The sequence below is a fragment of the Brakhagea baltica genome (assembly GCF_052161605.1).
In the GTDB taxonomy this organism is placed as follows: domain Bacteria; phylum Planctomycetota; class Planctomycetia; order Pirellulales; family Pirellulaceae; genus JBKCUI01.
Genome location: NZ_CP197409.1, coordinates 143,874 through 168,625, shown reverse-complemented (window position 1 = coordinate 168,625; position 24,752 = coordinate 143,874). Strand labels below are relative to the sequence as shown.

The 24,752-nt window shown below is 51.3% G+C and carries 19 protein-coding genes; 4 read left to right on the top strand and 15 right to left on the bottom strand.

Features of this window, described 5'->3' with window-relative positions; all coding sequences use genetic code 11:
• Positions 1-11: 11 nt before the first annotated feature.
• A complete protein-coding gene (locus SH449x_RS00675; RefSeq protein WP_482379393.1) occupies positions 12-1,790 on the bottom strand; it encodes a tetratricopeptide repeat protein in 1,779 nt (592 codons plus the stop codon).
• A gap of 4 nt (positions 1,791-1,794) precedes the next feature.
• On the bottom strand, positions 1,795-2,784 hold the full coding sequence (locus SH449x_RS00670) for a hypothetical protein (RefSeq protein ID WP_482379392.1): 990 nt from the start codon (positions 2,782-2,784) through the stop codon (positions 1,795-1,797).
• A 63-nt stretch (positions 2,785-2,847) separates the two neighbouring features.
• Here SH449x_RS00670 and SH449x_RS00665 point away from each other — a divergent pair, with 63 nt between their 5' ends.
• Complete coding sequence (locus SH449x_RS00665) at positions 2,848-4,128, top strand: 3-deoxy-D-manno-octulosonic acid transferase (RefSeq protein ID WP_482379391.1); 1,281 nt, start codon at positions 2,848-2,850, stop codon at positions 4,126-4,128.
• A 64-nt stretch (positions 4,129-4,192) separates the two neighbouring features.
• Here the strand turns inward: SH449x_RS00665 and SH449x_RS00660 are convergent, their stop codons facing one another.
• The 10 genes from SH449x_RS00660 to SH449x_RS00615 all read right to left on the bottom strand — a co-directional run bounded on the left by SH449x_RS00660 (position 4,193) and on the right by SH449x_RS00615 (position 17,086).
• On the bottom strand, positions 4,193-5,446 hold the full coding sequence (locus tag SH449x_RS00660; RefSeq protein ID WP_482379390.1) for a Gfo/Idh/MocA family protein: 1,254 nt from the start codon (positions 5,444-5,446) through the stop codon (positions 4,193-4,195).
• Position 5,447: 1 nt separating this feature from the next.
• Entirely contained in the window at positions 5,448-6,710 is a 1,263-nt protein-coding gene (locus SH449x_RS00655; protein ID WP_482379389.1) for a class I SAM-dependent methyltransferase, read from the bottom strand.
• Entirely contained in the window at positions 6,707-7,825 is a 1,119-nt protein-coding gene (gene rfbG / locus SH449x_RS00650; RefSeq protein ID WP_482379388.1) for a CDP-glucose 4,6-dehydratase, read from the bottom strand. The genes SH449x_RS00655 and rfbG overlap by 4 nt, the downstream gene beginning before the upstream one ends.
• Positions 7,826-8,599, bottom strand: coding sequence for a glucose-1-phosphate cytidylyltransferase (rfbF, locus tag SH449x_RS00645; protein WP_482379387.1), 774 nt, complete (start codon positions 8,597-8,599; stop codon positions 7,826-7,828).
• 76 nt (positions 8,600-8,675) lie between these two features.
• Positions 8,676-9,152 carry a hypothetical protein gene (locus SH449x_RS00640; RefSeq protein WP_482379386.1) on the bottom strand — a complete coding sequence of 159 codons (477 nt, stop codon included), beginning with the start codon at positions 9,150-9,152 and terminating at the stop codon, positions 8,676-8,678.
• Between the two features lie 244 nt (positions 9,153-9,396).
• The gene (locus SH449x_RS00635) at positions 9,397-12,483 is read right to left on the bottom strand and encodes a class I tRNA ligase family protein (RefSeq protein WP_482379385.1); all 3,087 of its coding nucleotides are present in this window, start codon (positions 12,481-12,483) and stop codon (positions 9,397-9,399) included.
• Between the two features lie 139 nt (positions 12,484-12,622).
• Positions 12,623-13,756 carry a glycosyltransferase family 2 protein gene (locus SH449x_RS00630; protein ID WP_482379384.1) on the bottom strand — a complete coding sequence of 378 codons (1,134 nt, stop codon included), beginning with the start codon at positions 13,754-13,756 and terminating at the stop codon, positions 12,623-12,625.
• Positions 13,757-13,765: 9 nt separating this feature from the next.
• Positions 13,766-14,584, bottom strand: a complete 819-nt coding sequence (locus SH449x_RS00625) for a lysophospholipid acyltransferase family protein (RefSeq protein WP_482379383.1) — start codon at positions 14,582-14,584, stop codon at positions 13,766-13,768.
• Between the two features lie 25 nt (positions 14,585-14,609).
• Complete coding sequence (locus tag SH449x_RS00620) at positions 14,610-15,233, bottom strand: NAD(P)H-dependent oxidoreductase (RefSeq protein WP_482379382.1); 624 nt, start codon at positions 15,231-15,233, stop codon at positions 14,610-14,612.
• Positions 15,234-15,673: 440 nt separating this feature from the next.
• Positions 15,674-17,086 carry a phytoene desaturase family protein gene (locus SH449x_RS00615; RefSeq protein ID WP_482379381.1) on the bottom strand — a complete coding sequence of 471 codons (1,413 nt, stop codon included), beginning with the start codon at positions 17,084-17,086 and terminating at the stop codon, positions 15,674-15,676.
• Between the two features lie 391 nt (positions 17,087-17,477).
• On the opposite strand from SH449x_RS00615, the gene SH449x_RS00610 reads away from it, so the two are divergent.
• Positions 17,478-19,193 carry a hypothetical protein gene (locus SH449x_RS00610; protein ID WP_482379380.1) on the top strand — a complete coding sequence of 572 codons (1,716 nt, stop codon included), beginning with the start codon at positions 17,478-17,480 and terminating at the stop codon, positions 19,191-19,193.
• Between the two features lie 182 nt (positions 19,194-19,375).
• On the opposite strand, the gene SH449x_RS00605 is transcribed toward SH449x_RS00610, so the two are convergent.
• Positions 19,376-19,600 carry a small basic protein gene (locus tag SH449x_RS00605; RefSeq protein ID WP_482379379.1) on the bottom strand — a complete coding sequence of 75 codons (225 nt, stop codon included), beginning with the start codon at positions 19,598-19,600 and terminating at the stop codon, positions 19,376-19,378.
• A gap of 737 nt (positions 19,601-20,337) precedes the next feature.
• Here SH449x_RS00605 and SH449x_RS00600 point away from each other — a divergent pair.
• Positions 20,338-22,251 (top strand): CocE/NonD family hydrolase, encoded by a 1,914-nt coding sequence (locus SH449x_RS00600; RefSeq protein WP_482379378.1) that lies wholly within the window; start codon positions 20,338-20,340, stop codon positions 22,249-22,251.
• A gap of 18 nt (positions 22,252-22,269) precedes the next feature.
• Here SH449x_RS00600 and SH449x_RS00595 read toward each other — a convergent pair whose 3' ends face one another.
• The gene (locus SH449x_RS00595; RefSeq protein ID WP_482379377.1) at positions 22,270-23,415 is read right to left on the bottom strand and encodes an ADP-ribosylation factor-directed GTPase activating protein isoform b; all 1,146 of its coding nucleotides are present in this window, start codon (positions 23,413-23,415) and stop codon (positions 22,270-22,272) included.
• Between the two features lie 227 nt (positions 23,416-23,642).
• Here SH449x_RS00595 and SH449x_RS00590 point away from each other — a divergent pair, with 227 nt between their 5' ends.
• The gene (locus tag SH449x_RS00590) at positions 23,643-23,900 is read left to right on the top strand and encodes a hypothetical protein (RefSeq protein ID WP_482379376.1); all 258 of its coding nucleotides are present in this window, start codon (positions 23,643-23,645) and stop codon (positions 23,898-23,900) included.
• Between the two features lie 232 nt (positions 23,901-24,132).
• Here the strand turns inward: SH449x_RS00590 and SH449x_RS00585 are convergent, their stop codons facing one another.
• Positions 24,133-24,660, bottom strand: a complete 528-nt coding sequence (locus SH449x_RS00585; protein ID WP_482379375.1) for a DUF4416 family protein — start codon at positions 24,658-24,660, stop codon at positions 24,133-24,135.
• Positions 24,661-24,752 lie beyond the last annotated feature (92 nt).

The following is a 24,752-nucleotide window of genomic DNA, read 5'->3' as shown; positions in this document are numbered from 1 at the left end:
TGCTTGCAAGATTACACGTCGACTGGGTCCAATCTTGAACCGGTAACGCTAGACGATTCACCTTCAGGTGTAGGAGAGTTCTCGTTTTCCTTTTCTTTTAGCACAGTCTCAAGTTTGTTGATGACACCATCTTGTGCGTTAGCCATATCGATCATATTAATCTCGCGATAAGCTCTGCTTAGCTGTCGCCGCGTGTTGATGTGACTTTTCAATTTTTCGATATCGTCTAGATCAACAACGTTTTCTAATGACTGCTCCAGTTTGGGAACGGCTTCCACGTAACGACCTGCGATCATTAGAACCTGCCCATAGGTATCTAGGTAGGCTGGGTTATTAGGAGCCATTGCAATAGCCTCTTCGATTAGTTTCAGTGCGCGTTCTATTTCTGGATTGTTTTCACGAGCGAGCAACATCGCCAAATCATTGCGTGAGTCAGAATCCGTTCGGGATTTTCCAACAGCGAAATCAAAATTCCGTATTGCTTCTGCCGTATTCCCGGTCAAGTAATAACCAATCGCAAGCGTTCGATGGGTCTCCGCGGTAGTAACTCCCGCATCGATCTGTCGTTTCAATATAGAAATCGCTTTCCGCGAGGGCCTAATTCTACTCTGCAGTAGATTCGCGATCTCCTCAGATAAAATCGGGTTATCAGGGTCGGCATCGGCCGCGTCGTCTAGCAGAGAAATTTCCGCCGTATACGTTCCATCATCCAGTTTTTGCTTCGACTGTTGAAACAATCTAATTTTAATATTGGATAACGTGCGCGATAGAGCCTTCCGGTCCTCTCCTGAAAATTTCTTTAACCCTTCTTCAACGATGCTTAGAGAAGTTTCCGGCTTGTCCAAAAGGAAAGCCGCCTCGACCAAAGCCAACCGATCGGAAACAGCTTCCAAAGCAGTGTTCAATCTCGGCTTGTAGTAGGATTCCACCTCATATCCCGACGTTCTTAATCCGTCGGCATTACCAACCTTTTTGTAGTATTGCATAAGTAGCAAGTGATAGGCTCGGTTCTTTTTGGCCGCTTGCTGAGCAATCCCAATTCCGTCCGCCGTCATATTCTTCGAAAAAAGTAAATTAGCATAAAACTCTAAAACTTGAGGTTTTACCCCTGGCCAAGCCGAAGCTAATTTTAAATTTGCAACTAGCTCCGAGTAAATAGCTGACGTCGGCATTTTCAACCAACGATCTAGCAACTCAGTAGCGACCCAGGAGTTGGCTGCCGGAAAAGGGTTCGCCTCATTGTTAGCCAATGCTCTCATTTCATCCAGGGCGCCTTCCCGGTCTCCTGTTATGGCCTTTAGTAACCCTAGTCGGTAGTGAGCGCTTCCGTCTGTTGGCTGAATTTGTAAAATCCGGTCATTTAATAGTCTGATATAACGAATCTGTAGTTCGGTCAATTTCTTTCCACCGTTCTCGACTGGGGGCAATTCATCTTTTTCGGGGTTAAGATCTTCCGTAGCCGACCTTGAATTTAAGCCAAGGAAATCGATCTTTCCATATGCGACCTCCTCGAGTAGTTGTGTGCTACAGACCATTTCACTCTTTACTCCATAACGCTGAATTTTCGTATCAGTTCGCTCAAAATAGGAGAAACCGTAAACTAAATAGATCAACGAGAGGAACAAACAAGCAGGAATCGAAATAAAGAAACGCCACCATTGCCTTGAATATCTCCAGCCTCTAGCGGCATCCAAACCACTTGCTGCGAACGCAAGCGGGGATGTAAACAGTTTGAATAATTCTGAGAAGAACCACTTCCAATTGGTAGCGACTGAGTTTTTGCCAAGCATAGTGCTATTCATCCTCCAGGCTGTACGATTCATCCTCGAAAACTCGCGTAGGCTGCGCTAATTCCAAGGCCGGTAGCAGGACTATCCAATTCCATAGATATGCCACCAACGGCAAATCCTCATTTACGAATTCCGAGGGGATCGGAGCTAACAAAGAAGAAAAGAATTGATCTAGTAAGACAATTAATGCAGCTCCTGTAGCAAAGAGCGCTACTTCCAGGCCCAAGGTCCACTCTAGCCAAAATCCACTTCGGGCTGCATACCATGCAAAAACACACCATGCCGTTGCCCGCACGGCCATCCAAACAAGGAATGCCATCGAAAGTGTTAATAGAGAACAAATTAAAGCTCTCCTGAAGAGATAGATGCATAAAAATGAGATTCCAACGAATGGCAAGATGCTGTCCCAACGCCCAACGCTCGAAAACCGATTTGCGACCCCATGACCAAACTCGATGATGTTGTCTCTTTGGATATGAAATTGCGAGGATGACTCCGCAAGCCCAGAAGTCAATTCCAAAACCATGTTTTCAATTAACTCGAACCCGCCACGATCCTCAAAAGCACTCACGAACGATGGTACCATTAGAGCAAGCCCCAGCGAAAGTGATCGTGAGATACTCTCTCCGCTTAGACGCTTTACTAACCAAGCCGTGACTGCCATTCCAGCAGAGATTCCTGTTAACTTGGGACGACCAGCGACCAATGCATAGAACAAAACCAGAATTGCCAGAAACAAAAACAACCAAGGAGCAACACTTCGGGATCTTCCCGATTTCATTCTGAACCCCATGCATACCGCAATTACGAAACCAACGGCGATACAGACCGAACAAACGACACTATCGATCTCGGAAAACCAGCCTCTCCAAAATCTGCTTCCTAAGGCGAAGGAAAGACAGAGAAGCAGCAAACAAGCCAAATCGATAGAATAAGCCAAAAGCCAATTCTCTGATGCTGCTCCGGCGTGCGTTGTACGGGCTGTTCGATTCATGCAATTCGCTTATTGCCTCAAGTAGTTGTTTCAGTTCGATACCGTTTTTGATATCATGCGGAGATGATCTACCTCCTTAACGCATTGTACTTGGTAATTCTGTTTTGCGGGAGCCCATTCATTTTTTATCGAATGCTTCGCTATGGTCGTTACAGACGCTGCTGGAGTGCAAAATTTCGAAGCTGTAGGTACCTCCATAATCTGGAAGGCCCAACCGTTTGGATTCACGCCGTCAGTGTCGGGGAAATTCAACTGATTCAACCCTTCGTACAGAAGTTCGTCGAGGAGAATCCAAACTTTTCCATCGCGATCTCGACTAGCACAGATTCAGGTTTTGACCTCGCCCGTAAACTCTACCCCTGTCATCTGGTTTTTTTTGCCCCTCTCGATTTTTCTTGGGCCGTTTCGAGAGTCTTCAGCAAATTAAACCCTCGCTTGCTCATCCTGGCGGAACTCGAACTTTGGCCGAATCTTATTCGAGAAGCTGCCAAAAGGAACTGCCCAGTGGCGATCGTCAACGGACGTTTGAGCGAATCTAGCCTCCGCGGCTATCGCAAAATATCGTTTTTGATTCGCCCTACGATTCGATCGATTAATTGGATCGGAGCACAAAATGATATCTATGCTGAGCGTTTTAGAGGCCTCGGCATCGAGCCCTCCCGGATTTCCGTAACCGGCAACATAAAGTTTGATAATGCAGAGCCTCTTCGAACATCCGAAGAGGTCACCAGTCGCCGAGCACTCCTAGGCGTCCAACATAGCGATCTGATCTGGGTTGTGGGAAGTACCCAGCATCCCGAGGAAGAGCTAATGCTTAAAGCGTTTCTAGAACTACACATGGAGTTCTCCAATCTTCGTCTTCTGCTCGTTCCACGCCACAAAGAAAGGTTTGAAGAAGTCGCCAAACGTATCGCAACCTTGAACATACCATGGGATCGCCGATCTCGTCTCGATGGAACTGACGATGTCAACCCGGCTTGGAGAATCTTCCTAGGCGACTCAATTGGCGAACTTCGCTGGTGGTGGGGGCTGGCTGATATCGGCTTTGTCGGTGGAAGCTTTGGCGATCGAGGTGGTCAGAATATGATTGAGCCCTGCGCTTATGGTGTCGCGACTTCTTTTGGCCCCAATACCAAAAACTTTAGAGATGTTGTAAACCTGCTTCTAGAGGAACGAGCTTGCAAGCAATTTCAGGATTCGAGAGAAATTGTACCATGGGTGAGAGACATGTTAACGCACCCTGCCCAGCGAAACGAACTTGGACAAGCCGCAGCAGCAGTCGCTGCCCGGCATAGAGGGGCAACAGAAAGAACTTGGAGTGACCTATCAAAGCTCTTGTCCTAAAGTCCATGAAGCAGTCAGGGAGACAACATTTGCTTTTCCCGGGCAAACACGGTCGTACCCCTATCTAATCGGACATACTCCAATCTCCTCGCTTGATCAGTGCTATACCCGCGAAAACACGTTCTTCATCGGGCGTTTTTGGTACCAGCCAGTGACCAGCTTGAACTGCTACTGGTAACCAGCGATCTATCAAGTACGCGATTTGATAATCCGGTAATTCGACATTGTCTAAGTTTTCTTGACAGTCATTCGAGAGCCAACACGCAGCATATTGATCCTGCGATTTCTTCAACAGTTCGCTCCCCTTCAAGCACTCCAGCAAGAAACCATACTGATTGTTTAGGGATAGCGGCCACGATGGATTGAGTTTCTCCGATGAATCTTCGGTCTCAAGTCTATCGCTCCCACCCGAAATTTCTCGCTTAGGTGAATCTGTCGTTATCTGAGCTAGAAAACTGGCTAGCGAGAGTTGCAGGGGACGAAATTGACTTACAGGGAGATTCAATACTTGATTGTGACAAAATGCATTGGGAGGCTCGACCGTGAAATCAAACGTCGCTTCCCCGTGATTCAAAATCACAGATCGCCTCCTAGTCGAGTGGCGTCGACTAAGTTGGAACTGCACCCCAATGTTTCCTATACTCCCAACGAGAAGGGTTTTGACAGGCGAATAGTCGACGGAATGGATCTCAAGGCCGCTCTGGTTTAACGACACTCGCGATACCAACGACCAAATGTGCGGCACCTGGTCGCTTATGATATCACATCGAAATTCTGCACGCTTCTCAACGCCATCGCGTATCTCAACCGTTGGGTCTAACCAATCGACATCTATTCGTTCAATCTTTATCCCTCGCACCAGCTCCAAAAAGTCGTCGAATGCTCGCAGGTAGGCAAACTCAAGGTGAATCCCGATGGGACAATCGCCTCGCTCCGACAGCCTCCTAAGCTCATCCAACTGCTCTTTCGTCATGGCTATCGGCTTCTCGCATAGAACCGGGACCCCATGCTCTAACAATTGACGCGCTAGGGAATAGTGGCGATCGACTGAGGTGGCAACAATCGCTCCCGAAAACTCACTGATTGAAACGGGGCATTCGGAAACAACATCGATACTCTCACACCCACGCCTAGTAATCCACTCTCGAGCAGAATCTGCATTGTGTTGCGTAACCCATACGATTCTAGTAGCACCGCCGGTCTGTGCCAGGAGCACTTCTAACACGATCCTTGCCCAGCGACCGCCTCCAAAGAACAGTAGCCTTGCAGGCCCTCCCATGTCATCCGGAGAACTAACCAAACGATTCGCAGTCCACAAATCAAATCTCCATCTGAGCTAACTCAGGCATCGGAACATACAATTTCGATCGCAGCCCTCTTTCTCGTAGCTGTTCAGCAATAGGGCGAGCATAATGCCAAGCCAGAAGCATCACATGCTCAGGCTGCTCGTCGATCAATTGTTGATTGTTCACAATGGGAATATGCTTGCCAGGCAAGTACTTGCCTAACTTCAGTGAAGCGGGTTGTTCAGCTATGTAAGGCATCAAATCAGGACCGATCCCAGCAAAGTTCAATAGCGTACTACTTCGCCCAGGACAAGAATTGCCGATCAAATGCGATCCCGATTCCGCACAGGCGATTGCTAACTTGACAAAATCATTCTTCAACTGAATGGATTTGTTTCGAAATCGTTGGTAGTAGCCAGTGTCTCGCATCGTAGTATCTTCCTCTCGCAAGATCTCGGCGACACGCTCCGATGGCACACCCGATTTCCCCTTGGCTACGACGACTCGAATGTTACCTCCGTACCGACTAACTTTAAAGGCATCCACGACGCGAAAATCATAATAGTCGAATAGAGTCACAAGCGACCGCAACGAATAGGTCCGCAGATGCTCATGGTAGATCGTGTCAAACTGCAAACGCTCCATGACCGCACCTAGGTAGTGATTCTCCAGCACAAAGAAACCATCGGCTTCGACTAAAACCTCCAAACCCTCCAGAAAGTCCCCTAGGCCTTGCATGTGAGCAAAAACGTTGGTTGCCGTGACAAGCTTGGCCCTTCCTCGAGCCTCGACAATGGCTCTGGCGGCGGCAGGATCAAACGATTCCTGAAGTGTATCGATTCCCGCCTCAATTGCGTATTTGGCGATATTCGTTGGCTCGACCCCCTGAACTTGCATACCCAAGTCCCGAAAAGCACTCAAAAGCGTCCCGTCATTCGAGCCGATATCAACTACTAAGCTGTCTCGTTCAATCTTTAGTAATGCGACGATGTCTCCGGCGAGCTCCGATTGGTATGCTGCTAATTCGCGCGTGACACCGCTACGATAAGGGTACTCGGCATGGTATACAACAGGACCGGACACCACGTAATCTAATTGCGATAACGTACAACTCGGACACCACATCTGCCTAAGAGGGAATTGCTGTTCGGGGCGAGACAGCTCCTCATGCGAAAGCAGTGTGTCGCATAACGGTTGGTGTCCCAAATTGAGCACTTCTTGCAAGTCTGGATTACCACAAATCTGGCAGCAAGTAACTCGTCCATTCGGAATATTGTGAAGCGGTCGATCCGTCATGAAGGAGAGGATTGGTTAGGGGGACAAGCCAGGATGGATTCGTAGTCTTGGATCTGTTGCTCTGTAAGTGCGATCGCCGATTGGCCACTACGGAATGCTTTGTACCAATCGATCGTCTTTTGTACAGTGGTCTCGAAGCCCCAGTTTGGCTTCCATCCCAAAGTCATTTCCGCTTTCGCGGCAGACAATTGTAACAAATTTGCTTCGTGTGGTGCTTGGCTTGGTTGCTTGTATTCCTTTCGGCCCGGCCAGTGCAAAAGCACTTCGTCAACAAGCTGATCGACCGATTTATTATTCGAACAAACGGGACCAAAATTGAAGGCAGAACACATGGCCCGCAAATCATTAGGCTCGATGGCTTGACACATCTTTGCAGCAAGCAGTAAGTATCCGTACAGAGGCTCCAGGACGTGTTGCCATGGGCGATACGCATGTGGATTCCGAAGGGTGATCGGCAATCCTGCATCGAGAGACCTTACACAGTCGGGAACAATTCTATCCTCAGCCCAATCTCCACCACCGATCACGTTTCCAGCCCTGGCAGATGCTATTAGCACGGAAGAGCGATCCGGGGGAAAAAAAGAGCTTCGATAGCTTTCGGCCGCCAGTTCCGCCATCGCTTTGCTACTGCTATAAGGATCATGGCCTCCTAAGGGATCCGTCTCGACATAGGCGTAAGTTCGTTCCACGTTGCGGTAGCATTTGTCCGATGTGACGATCACGACGCTACATCGCTTATCCAGATCACCTAGTTCCCTCATCGCTTCGAGTAAATTGATGGTCCCAGTCACGTTCGTTGCAAATGTATCCGCGGGTGACTTGTAAGAACGCCGAACCAATGATTGTGCTGCCAGGTGAAACACGAAATCAGGTTGCACCTGATTAAGAGTGCTCGCGAGTGACCGATAATCCCGAATATCGGCAATAACCGAGTTGATTTGAGAGTCTAAACCCAGCGCATTATAGAGCGATCGATCTCCCTCGGGGGCAAGGGAATATCCAGTAACCTGCGCTCCAAGTGAGGCGAGCCATTTGGTTAACCACGCACCCTTGAAACCGGTATGCCCTGTAATGAGAACTCTGGCCCCACTGTAGGTATCACTTAAGTAAAGCAACTACCACACCCTCCACGGCGCTTCATTGCTTTCCCATAATTGATTAAGTTGCAACACCTCTCGATAGGTGTCCATTGCAAAAAAGAAGCCCTCGTGTCTAAATGCTACTAACTGATTCTCTGCGGCCAAACGTTCCAGCGGCGCCTGTTCGAAGACACAATCGTCGCCATCGAGATAGTCGAACACTTTACGATCCAGAACAAAGAACCCTGCACTGGCCCAGGTGTCTACCGTGGGTTTTTCCACGAATCGTTCAACCCGACCAAACGGGTCTACGTCCACCATCCCGAATCGAGATACTGGGTGAGTCACCGTAATCGTGGCCAGCTTGCCATGCGATTCATGGAAACGTACCAACTCCCGTATGTTGATGTCCGAGACTCCATCTCCATAGGTCATCATAAATGTCTTGTCTTTGATGTACTTGGATGCTCTAAGTACTCGACCACCAGTCATGGTGCTCAAGCCAGTCTCGGCCAAAGTCACTGTAAACGGATTTTCTTCTACGACCTCATGAAACTCAGGTCCCTTTTCTCGCCCTAGGGTAAGGGTGAAATCATGGTTCATCGCATGATACTGAAGAACGTACTCCTTGATCATCTGCCCACGGTAACCTAGACACAACACGAAGTCGCGATAGCTGAAAGAAGAATACATCTTCATAATATGCCAAAGGATCGGTCGCCCACCAATCTCGACCAGTGGTTTAGGTCGATACTCGGTTTCCTCGCGCATCCGAGTTCCTTGACCGCCGCAAAGTATGATCGTTTTCAAATCCCTTACCCCGTCACTGTAGAAATCGCAGGAGAACTACCAGGCCAGCAACAACATCCAACCCATTTTTTAACCGCTAGAAAAAATTGTACATCGATACACCGATTAGGATCGCGAACACGATCGCAGCTACATAAAGCCCAACGGTTGCGCATACCACTATCCCAAGAATTCGCCAAAACGCGCGCTGATCATCAATCATCTCTGCCACGGTTTTGCCCTGCATGGCACAGGCCCGTGCACTCTGGCTGGCTTTAATGAGTTTAGCTGTCGGCAGACCGTAAGCCACAAGCACCAATATCGCAAAACCGGATGACAGAACAGCCTCCACACTACCGAGACCAGAGAGGCCTATCAGGAAAAGTACCTGAATTCCTACTGAAACGAAAATCAGAAAGCAGAACAATGCACCTAAGAAACCGAAAAACGCTTGCCAACGCGCGATAGAGATAAGACTTTCATTTAATCTCATCTGATCCCCAACCATTGTGCTGCCGAGGTCAGAGTTGGGATTGGTTCCCGAGAAATCGCTCTGGTAAGGATTGTCTGACATAAAGGCCCTCCGGAAAAAATTGGCACACAAAGGAAAGAAAACTGCGTCCTGTTCGTGAACTATCCCAAAAAGTAAATTAGGAAATGCGTGCAGCGGCAGCATTCGGTGGCATCGCTCCAACAACTTGCTGTCACTTAGCCGTGAAAATATAGAGCAAACAGGGGGAGCCGTTGTAAACCACCCCCCATTTTACGCTAAATTCACGCGATTTGTGCGCCACATCCGGTGCAACCCTACATGGATATCAAAGCTTCCGAAGCTTCTCTATTGCCTCTTCCGCCGCTCGTCGCTGTGACACGAGATCCGCCAAGGCTTGACGCTCCTTGTCGATAATATCTGCGGGAGCACGGCTCACGAACGATTCGTTCGACAATCGCCCCTCCTTGCCCTGGATCTGCTTTACTAGGTTCGCCAATAGTTTTTCATTCCGGCTGATCTCGGCATCGACGTCGATAAACTGTGTCAGATCTACATAAACATCCATCTCAGGGATAGAGACTGCTGCGTTCACCGAGGGAACTGTCGGATTCTCACTCCACTGCTCGGCCTTGGCATTCGCCATGGCCTCTAGAAACTTGCTCATGGGGGCAAGCAGATCGCGCATCGCATCAGAACACTTGACCGAAAAAGAAATCTGCTGCTTAGGTGCAATATTTTGTCTGGAACGGATCTCCCGAACTGCCCCGATCAAAGCAACGAAATGCGAAAACTGACGCTCAATCTCGGGCTTTTCGTGCTCTGCATCCGAGCTTGGCCACGGTGCCCGGGCGATCCAATCGCTCGCAACCTCGCCAGTCATAAAATCTCTCTGACGGGTGATTCGATTCAATTGCTGCCAGATGGCTTCCGTTACGAACGGTGTAATCGGATGCAGAAGTCTTAGCATCCGGTCCAAAACGTGTGCTAAAACTCTTTGCACTTGATCCCGAGTCGCGGGATCCTGCATGCGTGGTTTAGCCATCTCCACGTAGAAGGAACAGAAGTGGTCCCAGGCAAAGTCGTAGACCGCGCGAGCCGCTTCGGCATAATGATACTGCTTGAGCTCGCTCTCAACCTTAGTCGTAACCGACGCCAACTGAGAAAGTATCCATTGATCCTCTAACGGTAGAGAATCGCTGGAAGCATTCGCCAAAGAGTGCCCGCTCAAGTTCATCATGACGAAGCGAGAAGCGTTCCAGAGCTTGTTGACAAAGTTCCGTGCCACCTCAAACCGATCGCTCACGACGGGAGCCTTTGGATTCGCCTTGTCCTCTGCCGATTCCGCCCATTGCGTGGAGAACACCTTCTTGCAAGAGTCGCATGTTACGGTTGGAGACTGCCGATTCTCCTTGGTCTGATTCACTTTGGCTTCACAGTGCGGACACTCATACTGAACGGGCATTCGCACATCTTGGGTTTCGGTACACAACCAACTCAAACCGAATCGCAAGGCATCTGGCCCGAACTTGTCGATGACATCGATCGGATCTACTCCATTCCCCTTGCTCTTTGACATGGTCTCGCCGTAACCATCTAGAATCTTGGGATGGATGAAGACCTCGCTAAAGGGAACCTCGCCAACATTGTTTAGCCCCATCAAGACCATGCGAGCAACCCACAGGGTGATGATATCGCGAGAAGTGATCAACTCACTGGTCGGATAAAAGTACTCGAGCTCAGGGGTTTTCTCTGGCCAACCTAAAGTCGAATGAGGCCAAAGTGCAGACGAGAACCACGTATCAAGAACGTCCTCTTGTCGGACCAAGCCAAGCGAGTGCAATTTCAGCTCCAAAGCGGGATCTGGATTGCGAACACACGCATGCACCGTACCAGGCTCTTCTATCTGAACATTGAGCAAACCAGCCGATCGCTCGGACATCGATTCCAACTGAAACTTGAGCGATTTCGCCTGTTCGGGATCTTCAAACGAACGACTCCAGATAGGAATCTGATGTCCCCACCATAACTGACGTCCCACTGGCCAGTCACGTTTTTCTCCCAGCCAATCCAGGTAGCCGTTGGCATAACGTGGCGGATAGATTTTGACACGTCCATCGTTGACCGCATCCATGGCTGATTGGGCCAATTGATCCATTTTGACAAACCATTGGTCGGCCAAGTAAGGCTCAATAGGGGTTTTGCTGCGATCGCTATGCTTTAGCTCAATCTGATGATCTTCGGTCTTGGCCAGAAGCCCGAGTCGATCCATTTCCTCGACGACCTTGATTCGGGTCTTGTTCATCGTCATACCGGCGTAGGGGCCTGCGTTCTCATTAACCGTTCCGTCTGAGTTGAGAATGTTGATCATCGGTAGCTGGCAGCGCAAAGCGACTTCGTAGTCGTTCGGATCGTGCGCGGGAGTAATCTTCACGCAACCGCTCCCCATCTCCGGTTTGGCCCATTCGTCGGCCACAAGCGGAATTTCTCTATCAACGATCGGCAAGCGAAGCGTGCGGCCCTCGCGAGCCATCTTTGCCAGTATCTCTAGCTGAGGCAACAGGTCTTGGCGCCGCGACAGGAGTTGCTCCAACTGAGCTTCGATCCCAGGTTTGTCCTTCGAGCTGGCTTCGCTCAACTTATCCTTCAACGCCGCCTCAACGCGAGCCATGGCGTCCGCTGGGTTCGGGTGAACGGCGACGGCGGTATCACCCAGCATGGTTTCAGGACGAGTGGTAGCGATGGTCACATGCGTCGGTTCGCCTGGCTGCGGATCCACGACCGGGTACTGGAGATGCCAAAATGAACCGTGGACCGTCTCGGTGAAAACCTCGTCGTCGCTGACAGCCGTTTGTAGATAAGTATCCCAGTTCACCAGGCGTTTGCCGCGATAGATCAGCCCTTTCGCAAAGAGATCAAAAAAGGTGCTGCGTACCGCCTGAGCACAGCGGTCATCGAGAGTAAATCGCGTTCGTCGCCAATCGCAGGAGCAGCCCATGCTCTGCAATTGACCCAGGATGCGTGCCTCGTACTGATCTTTCCATTGCCAAATTCGCTCAACCAGCTTCTCTCGACCCAAGTCATGCCTGGTCTTATTCTCCAACTCCTTGAGTCGACGCTCCACCACCGCTTGGGTAGCGATTCCGGCGTGGTCCGTTCCTGGCATCCATAAGGCTTCGTAGCCCATCATGCGGTGCATGCGGATTTGAACATCCTGCAACGTATTATTGAGTGCGTGCCCTAAATGCAATGCACCTGTCACGTTGGGCGGGGGGATTACAATCGTGAACGGCTTTTTGTCCGGGTTTACGTTGGCATCGAAACATCCCGATTCCACCCACGCTTGATAGATCTCCTTACAAGCAGTGCTGAAATCAAACCGATTCGGTATTTCTTGAGTTTCTGATGTCGCCATATGTTCCGTCCCGATTAGTTAATCCAATGCGCCGTTGAGGTCGCGTTGCGGGTAGGGATCTTTAACAAGATCCACTACGACTGCTGCTAAACCGCTATTTAACCAAAAAATCGAGGCCTGAACACTGCTAATGGTTCGGTCAATTCCGCCCTCGCCAACGGGTTTTCAACCCTAGAAACTGTCGGACCAACGCAATCCATTGCAACGTCACAAACCAAACGATAGCGACGGGATGACTCAACGCCCCGAGCATGGGCTGCCGGAACCTATTCGCGGCGATCAAGCGTGGCAACCAAGTCAGACCGCTTAGCATTAGAAGAAAACCAATCGAACCCAGCGACCATCCTTGCGACCAGCCCACTGCCAACAAAATCAACGGCAGAATCGTCCCGCCTAGCAAAAGCACCGTAAAGGGTACAATCAACCTAGGATTCGCAATCCCCTCAGTCGCATTCTTTAGCAGCCCTCGCTGAACCTGCAGGAATGTCTCATACATGCGGCAAGCCGCTAGATCGGTTGCATCGAACAGATCGGTCGAGAAGCCTGCTCTTCGGAACGCACGAGGTAGTTGAATTCCGTCGTGCCGCGAGTTCTGGATGGCGGAGTGACCTCCGCACGCAAAATAATCTGACTTCTTAGCCAAAAATAGCTGTCCGCAACCTGCCGCAAATCCAGGATCCGTGGTCGCTCTCATCCGATCCATGGGCAAATAGCATAGGAGAACGTAATGCATCATCGGAATGAGCAGCTTCTCGCTGAACGTACCTGTCTCTTGCCTCGGAAAACCACTTAGCAGCGAGACATCACGAATCGACTGCTCAGCCAGAATTCTTGTTATTGCATCAGGAATGACGCGAACATCGGCGTCGAGAAACAACAGAAAATCATGCTTCGCCGCTTGTGCCAATTGCCAACATGCATGCTGCTTGCCATTCCAACCAGCGGGCAACGGCGGCGAGGAGATCAGCTTAACCTTGTCCGTTTGGCTCATCCAATTTGACACGATCGCAGCCGTGCTGTCTTCGGAGTGATCGTCAAGCACGAGCACCTCGTACGTATCATGATCACTCGCTAGCAGGCTTGTTAATGCGGCCCCGATGCTTTTCTCTTCGTTTCGGGCGGGAACGCAGATACTGATCGATGTTCTTCTTGCAGCTTCGAGGAGGGACGACTCGGTGGTGGCTGGTAGAAACAACCTTATGTTCTTAAGAAACATAAGCACCGGCAGGAGCGCGAGAATCGCAGCAAAAACGATCAAGCCAATCGATAGCAAAGGACTTACCTATGGTTTCAGTGAAGCGGAGTGCCTAGGATCAAACGGGCGTCCCTTAACCCAGGCGGCCCATTTTCTGGCGAAATCATACCAACTCAATCGCTTCGTGTGGCTAGCCAACAAAAAGTCAAACGCTTTGGGATCCCGTGCGATGACTTTTGCGGCGAGTTCGCGTTGCGACTTGCGAAGAGCCATAGTCAGATACTCATTGCAAGCGGCTTTGTCCTCGAAACGATGCTTTTCGCAATCGATGTGTTCTCCGAACCGACCGAAAATATGGGGGCGACTATCGTTCCAAAAACCATACTCCAAAGCCAACGGAATCACGGTGGTTCGTTCGACCTTGGTCACCAAATGAGCCAGCCCCGGCATCAGAGTTTGCTGCTGGTCCCGGACGTCACAAAATCGACCCTCGGGAGTGATCCAGATAGACGTGGAGGTATGCTTGAGCAGCTCTTTGCTCGTATCCAGAAATTGCTGCGCTCCGGAAAAGGATTGCAGCCGCACACCATAGAAGCCCATTTTCTTGAGTACGGCGTAGTTTTCTAGCTGTTCCGCGTCGATGGGAGCGTAGAGGGTCCGCCGGCTCATGTAATGGTTTTGGCACATCATCGCGACGATGGGGTCCCACCAGCTCGCATGATTGGCGTAGATAATGACCGAATGATGCTCCGGAATTTTGGCCAGATCCTCGGTCCCCAAAAAACCCATCGACTGAAACTGTTTTCTGACCAGCCCACGAGAATACCAGCAGAAACCATCGACGAGCCATTTGGAACTCCTCGGCAGCTTGCTTTCTGATTGCTTGCTGTGATCCTTGCGTTTCATCGACCGATCCCGATCCTAACCGATCCTATATCCTGGTAACCATCTCACTCCGGGGAAACCGAACCTTGGCAGCTCGTGCGTAATGGTCGTCCGGGTGCCTGTAACCTAAAGCACAACCCACAACGGTTCGAAATCCGGATCCCTCAAGCCCTAGCAAGCGATCATACTCGTTCATGAGCAATCCCTCCATGGGGCAAGCGTCCACGCCGAGACTCGCAGCCACTGTCATCAACTGCCCCAAGGCGATGTAAACTTGGTTAGATGCCCAACTGAACAACTCCGACCCACGATTTCGCAGAAACCCCAGCATGACATTCCGAAAGTCCGTGAGGCTCTCCAGCGGCACCCCACGTGTATTGGCGATGTCTGCAACATAACGTGCCACATAATCAGCATCGATCGCATGGTTAGCTGCAAAAAGAACCATGTGGGAGCAATCTGCGGGCTGATTTTGGTTCCAAGAGATGGCAGGCAGTTTGGCTTTTACCTCCTCCGAGGTTACAACCAGAAACTTCCAAGGCTGAAGGCCAAAACTGCTAGGAGTCAGTACGAGAGATTCCTCGATTTGCTCCCAAAGATCGGCCGAGATCTTGCGAGACGGATCAAATCGCTTGACGGCATACCGCCATTTAAGGTGTTCCAGTGACATATTTGGTTCGGAAGATCCTCGGAGTCAGGTAAAGTTTCGCTGGATGGGGTAGCCTATCCCGCTCAGCAGGCATTATCAGGAGCAGTCTAGGGTATCCACGCCCCAAACATCAATCTCAAGTCGCCGGCGGGACTTAGGTGGGGGCGTCGCAGTGGTTCGCTGTTCGAACCAGCGAGTCACTAGTTCACAAACACAACTTGAGCGGAGCCGTGCAAAACACGAGTCACGGCGAAGAGACTTGTTGCGGTCTGCCTGATTTTCAATCGGCTGGCCTTCCTGAATCCGATGGAGATCGTGCCGCTACCGCCCTGGAAGCCTGTGCGCGGGGCGTTACCCACGCGGTTAAACAATGCCTTTCAGCGCGGGGCGTTACCCACGCGGTTAAACAATGCCTTTCAGCGCGGGGCGTTACCCACGCGGTTAAACAATTGGCTTTTGCGTTACTCTGCTGTCCGTAGGCAATGTTGGTTTGCCATCGAAATGCCGCTGACGATGGCGCCCACGATGCCAACAAAACCCTGGTCGGTGCCGCAAAGAAATAAATTCTTTAAACGCGTGGTGCCATCAAGCTGCTTTTTGGGGGCCCCGTAAACCGCACCGTTGTCATGCGACGTGAAGCGACGTATGGTTTTCGGGGTGAAAATATCGGTATCGATGACTCGCCGCCGAAAATCGGGCATGAATCGCACAGCCGAGGCGACCGAGGCATCGTACCACTTCAGCTTCATGCGACTGTATTCCTCCTCGCTCAAAGAGGCCCAACGCTGAAAATCAGCGATAGTAGTAAGCCTGATGAGCCCGGATTCTAACTGCTGGTCCGGTGACCCGTAGTTGTAATTGTTCGGGGAGCATATCACTCCCGTACGCACATCGCAAAAAGAGTTAGCGGGCTTCTCCCAATGAAATGACTTGGAATCGTTGTAAAAGACGATCGTTTGATCAAACCCGATCTGTTTGGGCTGGCAATCGAGGACCGAGATCGACTCGATAAAGGTCATCTCTCCCGCCGAAGCAACCTCTAAGACGGAGCTGTCATCGCATAGACGCATCGTCTCGACGACACCCGCACTCGACAAAATTCGTTTGCAAGTCATGACGTTGCCGTTTTCTAGCTCAACACCCACTACACGGTCGTCGTCGACACAAATTCTCGAGATGCCGCTTCGCAGCTTAAGCTCTCCGCCTAACTCACGGTAGCGCCGCACAAGATGCTTCAGGATCAGACGCACTCCCTTAAAGGGCCTGGCGAACCCCTCTAAGAAGATGCTCCGAAACATAATACAAAACTGCCCCCAATCCATGTCGTGCTCTCTCGCATTTCCGTACCACATGAGCGGACAGAGCAACATCTCCACCAGTACGGGGTCGGAAAAAATCTCTCCCAAGATCGTTCGCGTCGAAAGCTCGAAATCCTCTTGCTTGAGGTCGTCGTAGTCGGTGAGCCTGACCAGCAATTGCTCAAATGCATCCTTCTGGTGAGGAAACTCCCGCGCGATTTCGGAACGGAGTAGATCGATCTCGTTGTTGAAGTCGAGATTCACCCCGGGAAAAGCAATTCGCGAGCCCGCTTGTTCGGCCAATTCGAAATCTTCCCAACGAAATCGAAGCTGCTTTAGCAGTCGAGCCAGAGGTCCTCGCTTGGCCCCTTTGGCGGTATAGTTGGTCATCGCGTGGAGGCCAACGTCGTAGTTGCGGCCATTCGTGCGGTAAAACGAGTTGAGGCCGCCAATCGTCCAGTGCTTCTCGAGAATGCATACTCGCTGATCGTAATGGGCCAGCCGAATCCCGGCGGCCAGCCCGCTCATGCCGGCACCAATAATGATCGTGTCGTAATCGGTTTGTTGGGTAGACATGGAAAAATGATAGGCCGGGGGGAAGTGCAACAGGACTTGATGAGCTGCATAAGAAAATTAACTGCAAAAGCCAACTAAGTCTAGAAGCAGATGGGAATTATCTTCGCGGTCATAATCCATACCGCTCGCACAATACATGTTGGTTGACTGACCCCTACCGGCTGGGAAACAAATGCGGATTAACGAAAGCCTGCGGTGAAGAATCCCCCGTCGCGAATCGATAACTACTCTCGTCCTGTTTTGGCAGCCTCAATTGGATTGATGCTGCGTTTCCCACCACCAAAATTACCTGTTGTAGACTCGTCGTGGCCACGGAGGGCTGATTCAGCCTCCGCGCTGAGTCAGCATGTCTTGTGAGCCCCCGAATCTGTCGCAGTTTCGAGGTTCCCCAATGCGTTTTCGAATTCCCCGCAGCCTTCCCCGCAGCATTCTCCGGGCGGCGATTGCTGCTAACGTCGTCGTGGCCGCTAGTGCGGTCTGTTATTCCTCCATTCCAGGAAATCGCGGTAACTCCTATCAGCCAATCGGACTGATGGAATCGGCGACTTCCGACAGCTTGACCAGCTTTGGTCGCCCCAACAAACTCCCACAATTCGTCCTCCATGCTCCAGCGGCTGAGTCACCGACGGTCGAGGATAGGGAACACTTGGCCAGCGAGGTGCCTACTCAAGGGGCATCGCTAGCGGGGACACCGATTATGGCAGCACCGCTCGGGTCGGCCACTACGGACGCGATCGGCGAGGAAGGCTTTCACCGCTTGGATGACGCCTGCGACCTCGAGCAAGAGTTTCAAGGTTGCTGGGTGGATTGCCCCGACGATGCGGAGTTCCTCTTTGAAGAGGTTGTCGGAAGCACGATTGAGGATCGCGAACAAGTCCGGTACCTCAACGAGCGGCAGCTTTTGGCCTGGGCTGCCACAGGCTGTGAGCTGATCAGCGAGATCTTGTTCTTTGGACGCGATCTTGCTGTCGAAGCCCCCTTTGACACAGGTGCCGCCATTGCAAGATACTCCGCCCAAGCGAGCCGAGGGACAAGCTCGCTGAACGACGACAAAGACTTGGGGAATATCTTTGTCTACGTTCTGGACCGAGTGGACGCCTTGGACGAGTGCCGTCTCGAAGAAGGCACCCTGGAAGAAGACATACTGGGAGAACTGACGACGATCGTTCAAACGGTGAACCCGCTCCAGTCAGGAGTGCAAGATGCTGTAGCCGAAATTAACGCTTCACTTGGGTACGAGGCTTTCGGCTGCGGCTATGACCCGTACGATTGCTGCTTTCCGGAGGAAGTCGCTGATAGCAGCGTCGCTCACGACGAAAGTGCCCTTCGAAACGTTAAGATGGTGACCGAAGACGACTTTCTACCATTTCCGCTGAAGCTGCAATGGGGCTTGGTGGGGACCGCATCGGAATCGGTAGACTCGGGGGTCGCGGAAGACTTGGGCGTCGGGCATTGTGCCATTCCCGCATGCCCTGAGGAGTGGAACGGATCGGAGCATCTAGTACCCTGGCCGGACAATGTGTTGGCAACCAGGAAACTGATCGAGAGCTGGCTGGAACCCCATTGGAACGTTAGAAAATGGGAGTTCGTGACGCGATCGACTAGCTCCATTCCCGCGTTGCCAAGCGGATTCGCTTACCAAGCCCCAACCTTTCGATGGGATGCAGTCTACGGACGAATCGATGCACCGATGTTGAGCGAGATTCCGATCGACCCCTGTCTGAGCTTGTTTCAAGATCTGAACGCTCAGCCGAACTGGTTCCGCGCAGAGAATGCGAACATCGCTTCGATAACGGATCAAACAGATGCGTTCATTCAAGCAGAAGCCATCGACGATGTTAGCGAAACCCCAATCCTCGAGCCGAAACCTAATAGTGATCGTCTGCTGCGGATTGCAGAGAAAGCCTGGGGAGCATTCGAGGACACGCTCAAGAGTCAATACTTGGGGGCCACTCTGGCTTGGCAGCGACTATCGGTCGACTCTAAAAAGGTGATCGCGATGCAGATGAAGCAGTTCGGCGGGTTGCTGCTCCGATCCGCAGATGCGATCGAGGGTAATGTTGGTCTAGCGAGCCGCAACCCTCGGCAGAATGACGGCAAGCGGTAGGACGATAGAGGAGGAACGCCCGAAGTTAGTCGGGAGTTGTACACAAACGGTGGTTGTGCAACTCCATCTGCAACAGGCGATAAACGATCGAGATGAAAATAAAAAAGCGAGCCGAAAACGGCTCGCTTTTTCGTTGGATGCTGCTTGCAGTGTCGGGAACCGCAAAAGGTCGGTAAAGAAGACTACTTCTTCTTTTTCTTCTTGTCGTCGCCTTCTTCTTCCTTCTTGACCTTCTTCTTCTTGGCCAAAGAAACCTTAGGAACGCGAACTTTCGCCATACCTACAACAATGCTGTCCTCAGACCACTTGTTGAGATCCTGTAATCTCTTGATTCTTTCGGCTCGATTGAGCACATTGCGAGGTTTGATCGCCCCAGCGCGTACTTTCAAGCTCTTATCGAGTGTCATGAATTAGCTCCCAATGACTATTTCTAATGGAGTGACTATTTCTAATGGCCCATTTATCTAGAATGGACCGGGGACGAATCCATTTTCAAGCCCCCATCGTTACGTTCCGTCGAACGAGCGGCGGATTGTAGCCACCAAATTGATGGCAAACAAGGCAAAAAGTAGGCTTTCAGGCAGCTACCCCCCGTTTCTATCGATTTTTTTCGTTTTTGAGCTCCTGCTTTCCAACCGGAAATGCGGGAGCGAAGGATTTGCAATCGAGAGCTGAGATCTCAGCTCAATGGAGCGGCGTCGAAACAAGTGAGGCCGCTGTGAGTTACGGTCTAAATCCGACTGGTAGCGTCACGATCTGCCCTGAAGGGCGTATTTTGGGTGGCACATTTTGAGGAACGATTTGGCGAAGCCAATAGTAGCCAATAGTAGCCAATAGTAGCGGAAAGGGCGCTAGACCTCCGGTAGGGCGTCCGCACCCTCACCGCCCATTTGCATACCCAGCCACCCCCTCTCCGCCGGTGATTTTGGCTTTCGTCGCCGAGGGCGACCCCGGGCTCGCTGCGCATTGCCGGGGACACCGTACGCCTTGCGGCCTTACGCTATGATTTCTCGACGCTGTACGCTGCGGCCTTACGATATTAATATCTGCGGATTCTTAGGGTGCGACTAACGCTATCTGCTATAAAATTCCTAACCGGCACCGTGTCCTAGATCGAAGATTTTTACTGCCCAGGAGCTACTGTATGTTTCGGCGAACTTCAATTGGCCTCTTGTCGCTAATCGCTCTGCTCACCGCATTAACGGTCACCGGTCCCGTTGTCGTTGGACAAGACGTTCCAATTGCCGAGGCTTACAACAAGCAGTCCGTAATGGTTCCGATGCGAGACGGTGTTCGGCTCTACACCGAGATCTATACCCCGGTCGATCAGAAGGAACCGCTGCCAATCATTTTCCTTAGAACACCTTACGGAACAAAGCACGCCTCCGGGGGATTTACAGGCTACTTCCAATCCACCTTCCGGGAGCTTGCGAGGGATCGCTACATCTTCGCCGTCCAAGATGCGCGTGGCCGACATCTCTCGGAAGGGGAGTTTGAGTGGAACCGTCCTGTCAGTCACCGCCGCGATCCCGATGCCATCGATGCCAGTACTGACGCCTTTGATTCGATAGACTGGCTCGTTAAGAACGCGGCTCCCAACAATGGCAAGGTAGGCATGCTCGGCGTCTCGTACCCTGGTTGGTATGTCGCCATGGCTCTCATCGATCCGCACCCCGCACTAAAGGCGGCTAGTCCGCAAGCCTCTCCGTCGGACTACTTTCTCGGAGATGATTTTTACCATTTCGGTGCGTTCCGATTATCGCCTAGTGCCGAGCTGCCTTATCTCTTTGATTTTGACCCCAAAACGAACTCGCGGTTTCCCTACGATCAAGTGGACACGTACGAATTCTTTTTGACTCTCGGACCGCTTTCCAATATGAACGCCAAGTACCTAAAGGATGCGTCGCCGACGTGGAACAAGTTTCTCAAGCACGCCACTTACGACTCATTCTGGGAAGAAGGGAGCACGTTACAACACTTCGAATCGATCGAGGTACCGACGTTGCACGTCGTTGGTTGGTGGGATGCGGAAAATCTAGGTGGTGCTCTCGATCTTTATGACAAGATCGAGCGGCATGATCATTCCAACCTCAGTACGATTGTTGTAGGTCCCTGGGCTCACGGCCAATGGGCACGCGGCCCGAGCGACCGGTTGGGGAATTATCGATTTGGGGCGGATACCGTAGCGTTCTACCAAAAAGAAATCGAGTCACGGTTCTTTGCGTTCCACCTCAAAAATGAGGGGGATTTTGCCCCGCCCGAAGCCATCATGTTTCAAACGGGTTCCAACCAATGGAAAGAATATTCGCACTGGCCCCCCAAGGATCAATTCCGCAAGTTGAAACTGTACTGTAGTCATGATGGGAGACTGACTGAACAATTGCCCGAGGCCGGAATACAAAAACCTGAGACCGGCACAACAAAGTACGTAGAGTTCGTTTCCGATCCTGCCAAACCGGTCCCTTATTCCAAGAGGCCGATTATGGGCTTCTGGCAGGGGCTCCCGAATTCCAAGGAGCCTCGCTTTGAAAGGGCCGGCATCCTCTGGAAGGTCGAAGATCAACGTTTCGTTAGTGATCGGCAGGATGTTTTGATCTTTCAGACCGAACCGCTATCGGAACCTCTAGAACTGTCGGGCGAAATCATGGCTCATTTGTTCGCCTCCACTACGGGAACCGATGCCGATTGGGTTGTAAAGCTTATCGATGTGTATCCAGAAGACTACCCTGACCAACCAGAAATGGGGGGCTATCAACTCATGATCGCAGACGATGTCTTGCGTGGCAAATTTCGAAACAGCTTTAGCGATCCAGAGCCCTTAGTCCCCAACCAACCTGAGCTTTTTCGCATCGACCTGAGAACCAGGAACCATCTGTTTCGAGCTGGCCATCGCGTCATGGTGCAAATCCAGAGCAGTTGGTTCCCACTCATCGATCGCAACCCACATCAGTTTCTCGATATCCCCAATGCCAAAGATGAGGATTACATCAAAGCAACCCATCGCATTTATTGCACGCCCGAATTGCCGACCCATATTGAGCTGTCGGTCAGAAACTGAGCTGTCGGTCTTAACCGGTTATTGAGCCGGAGGTTCAGGCAAACTCCATGCTCCAAAACGCCTTTCATGGTAGAGCTTGAGTCCAGCGAGAGCGTGATAGATGCCCCCGCACTCGAGATCGATTTCAATGGTTGCATCCAACATCGCACAAAGCCGCAAAACAGCCCGTTCCATCCATTTTTCTTCAAGTCTCTCTTTTGGGAGAGCATAGGCTAAGAACTCCAAGGTGTGTCCTGTTGCACCGATCCGGGTGTTGAGATCCGCACTGTTGCCAGGCCGACTGGTGTATCGAGTCGAAAAGGACCCGTCTGAATTCTGAAAGGACTGCGCCTTGGAGATGGCATCATCGACGACCGCCTTGGCTTTCTCATATCCGCCCGTCAACGGTTCGTTCAAATTCAGACGATAGCGAATGGCATGAGCCAAACCCATGAGCCGGTGCATGCCCCCGCAAGCACTTGTCGTGAGGTCCTGTTTGGCTTCGAACTCAACAAACGGCTCGAGCGTCCATGTTCTACCGTCGGTCGCAACCCAGCGTTCGTCTTGTGGCAAATAATTCGACAAAGCGATGAGGGTCCATGAATACTCGCGATAGGGATTGTTGGAGACATCTCTTTGCGCTTGCCGCACCCAATCTTCAACGGTGTACTCATTGCCACCTACGATCATCTTGCTATCGACGGGTACTTTTGCTTGGGAAATGTACCCAAGGAATTGGTCCACGTGACCTTGGCCGGAAAAGCTCCCCTCTTCGACAGCAACTCTGATGCCGCGCCGGCCCGTGGACTCGATCAAATCCCCTTCGAACGGCGTCCATCCTCGCATCTGTCCACCTTGAAAGAGGTACTCCAGAGCAAAGACCACCTCACCGTTAACATCCATGGGTAAATCCAAGCCGAATGCAACGGCACCGTGGAACACTTGCCAAGCGGCATTGCGATTGGCGGCTAGCAGTCGCCCCTCAAGGTTCCTCGTCAATGTGCTGTCAATGGCCGCTTGAACTGCGCTCTTTTCGAAGACTGATTCTTCGATTGGTTTCTGCGTAAAGCGATCATTCAACGAGGGAAGACAACCGACACTGCATAGCAAAACAGTGCCTAGCAGACAAAACGGCAGCACCAAAATGGTTTGCAAGCAAAAATTGAGTCGCGTTGGAATTGGCATCCGAAAAAATTGAGGAACGCGGATAATGCGGTTCGATACAGTGTGATTCGCGATTCTAGTTCCCAACCAGAATTTCCCAATACGTACGATAGGGATTTACGAGAAAAACAACCGCGACGGAGAATAATCGCTAAGATTTGGTCGATAGCTAAGATTCGCTCGATAAAATGGCGGCTTCGATTGACGCTCGCACGAGCATCCACTCCAACTCGAAAGGTATCTACAAGATGGCAATGGAGAATTTCACTCGCTACCAACAAAATGTCATCAAGAACTACTATCAGAATCGCGAGAACGTTTCTTTTCAGCGGGTTCAGGAGCTCTTGACCGACCTCTATCTTTCCGAAGGCAAAAAGAAGGAAAAGGTTTGGGAAAGCATCTTTAGTCATTTAGAGAAAATGGGATTGCCGGCGGATCAAGTGGAACATCTCCGGAAACAAAAGAAGCCGGAACTCATCGCGCAGTTGATTCAGAACAAGGTGTGATTGATAACAAGGCGAAGCCAATCGTAGCGGAACGGGCGCAAGCCCTCCGGTAGGGCTCCCGCATCCTAACCGCCCATCAGCATACCCGGCCATCCCAATCCGCCGGTGCATTTGCCTTCCGTCGCCAACGGCGACCCCGGCTCGCTTCGCATTGCCCGACACCGTACGCCTTGCGGCCTTACGCTATTATTGCCGGACGTCACCGTACGGCCCGCCGGTAACAACACCAACATCAATGCCCCAGCAATACTCTACGGGCTTGCTGAAAGAATTCGCGAAAATCCTGCCGTTGATAATCCGGGTAAGTCCACGGCAATGGCTGCCAATGCTGATCACGGTAAGCAAGGGTAACCTCTGCATAGACACCCTCACGCAAATAGATCCGGTGCTCCCGGTTTTTGGTTGACGCCAATACCAGCTTCGTCAACGTCATGTAGCCTGGGTCGATGTTAATCGGCCGCTGCTCCTCTGCGGGCAAGCAAGCCTTAGCTTCTTCTTCCCATTGATTGGTCAGTACCTTGTCGGAGGCAAGCAGTGCTGGGTCGTAGTCGAGATTCAAGACGGCGAATTGCTTCAACAAGCGATCCCCCATCGTCGGTCGATAGTACTCGGATTCCGCAAATGCGTAGGCAGTGCTCAGACGTAACGGCTCACCCCAAACCTCTCTGACTTTGTTCCAAAACCAGTTCAGGTGAGTTTCGTGCCGGGTAAACACGGCAACAAATCGAACAGCTTTGTGGTAAGGCTTGAGTTCTCCCAATGGTACTCCCTGTTAGTAATGCAGACTTATCGACGGTACAAACGCTTAATCTTCATCAGAGTGTAGCCCAAAACGCCTTGTCCTCAAAATCG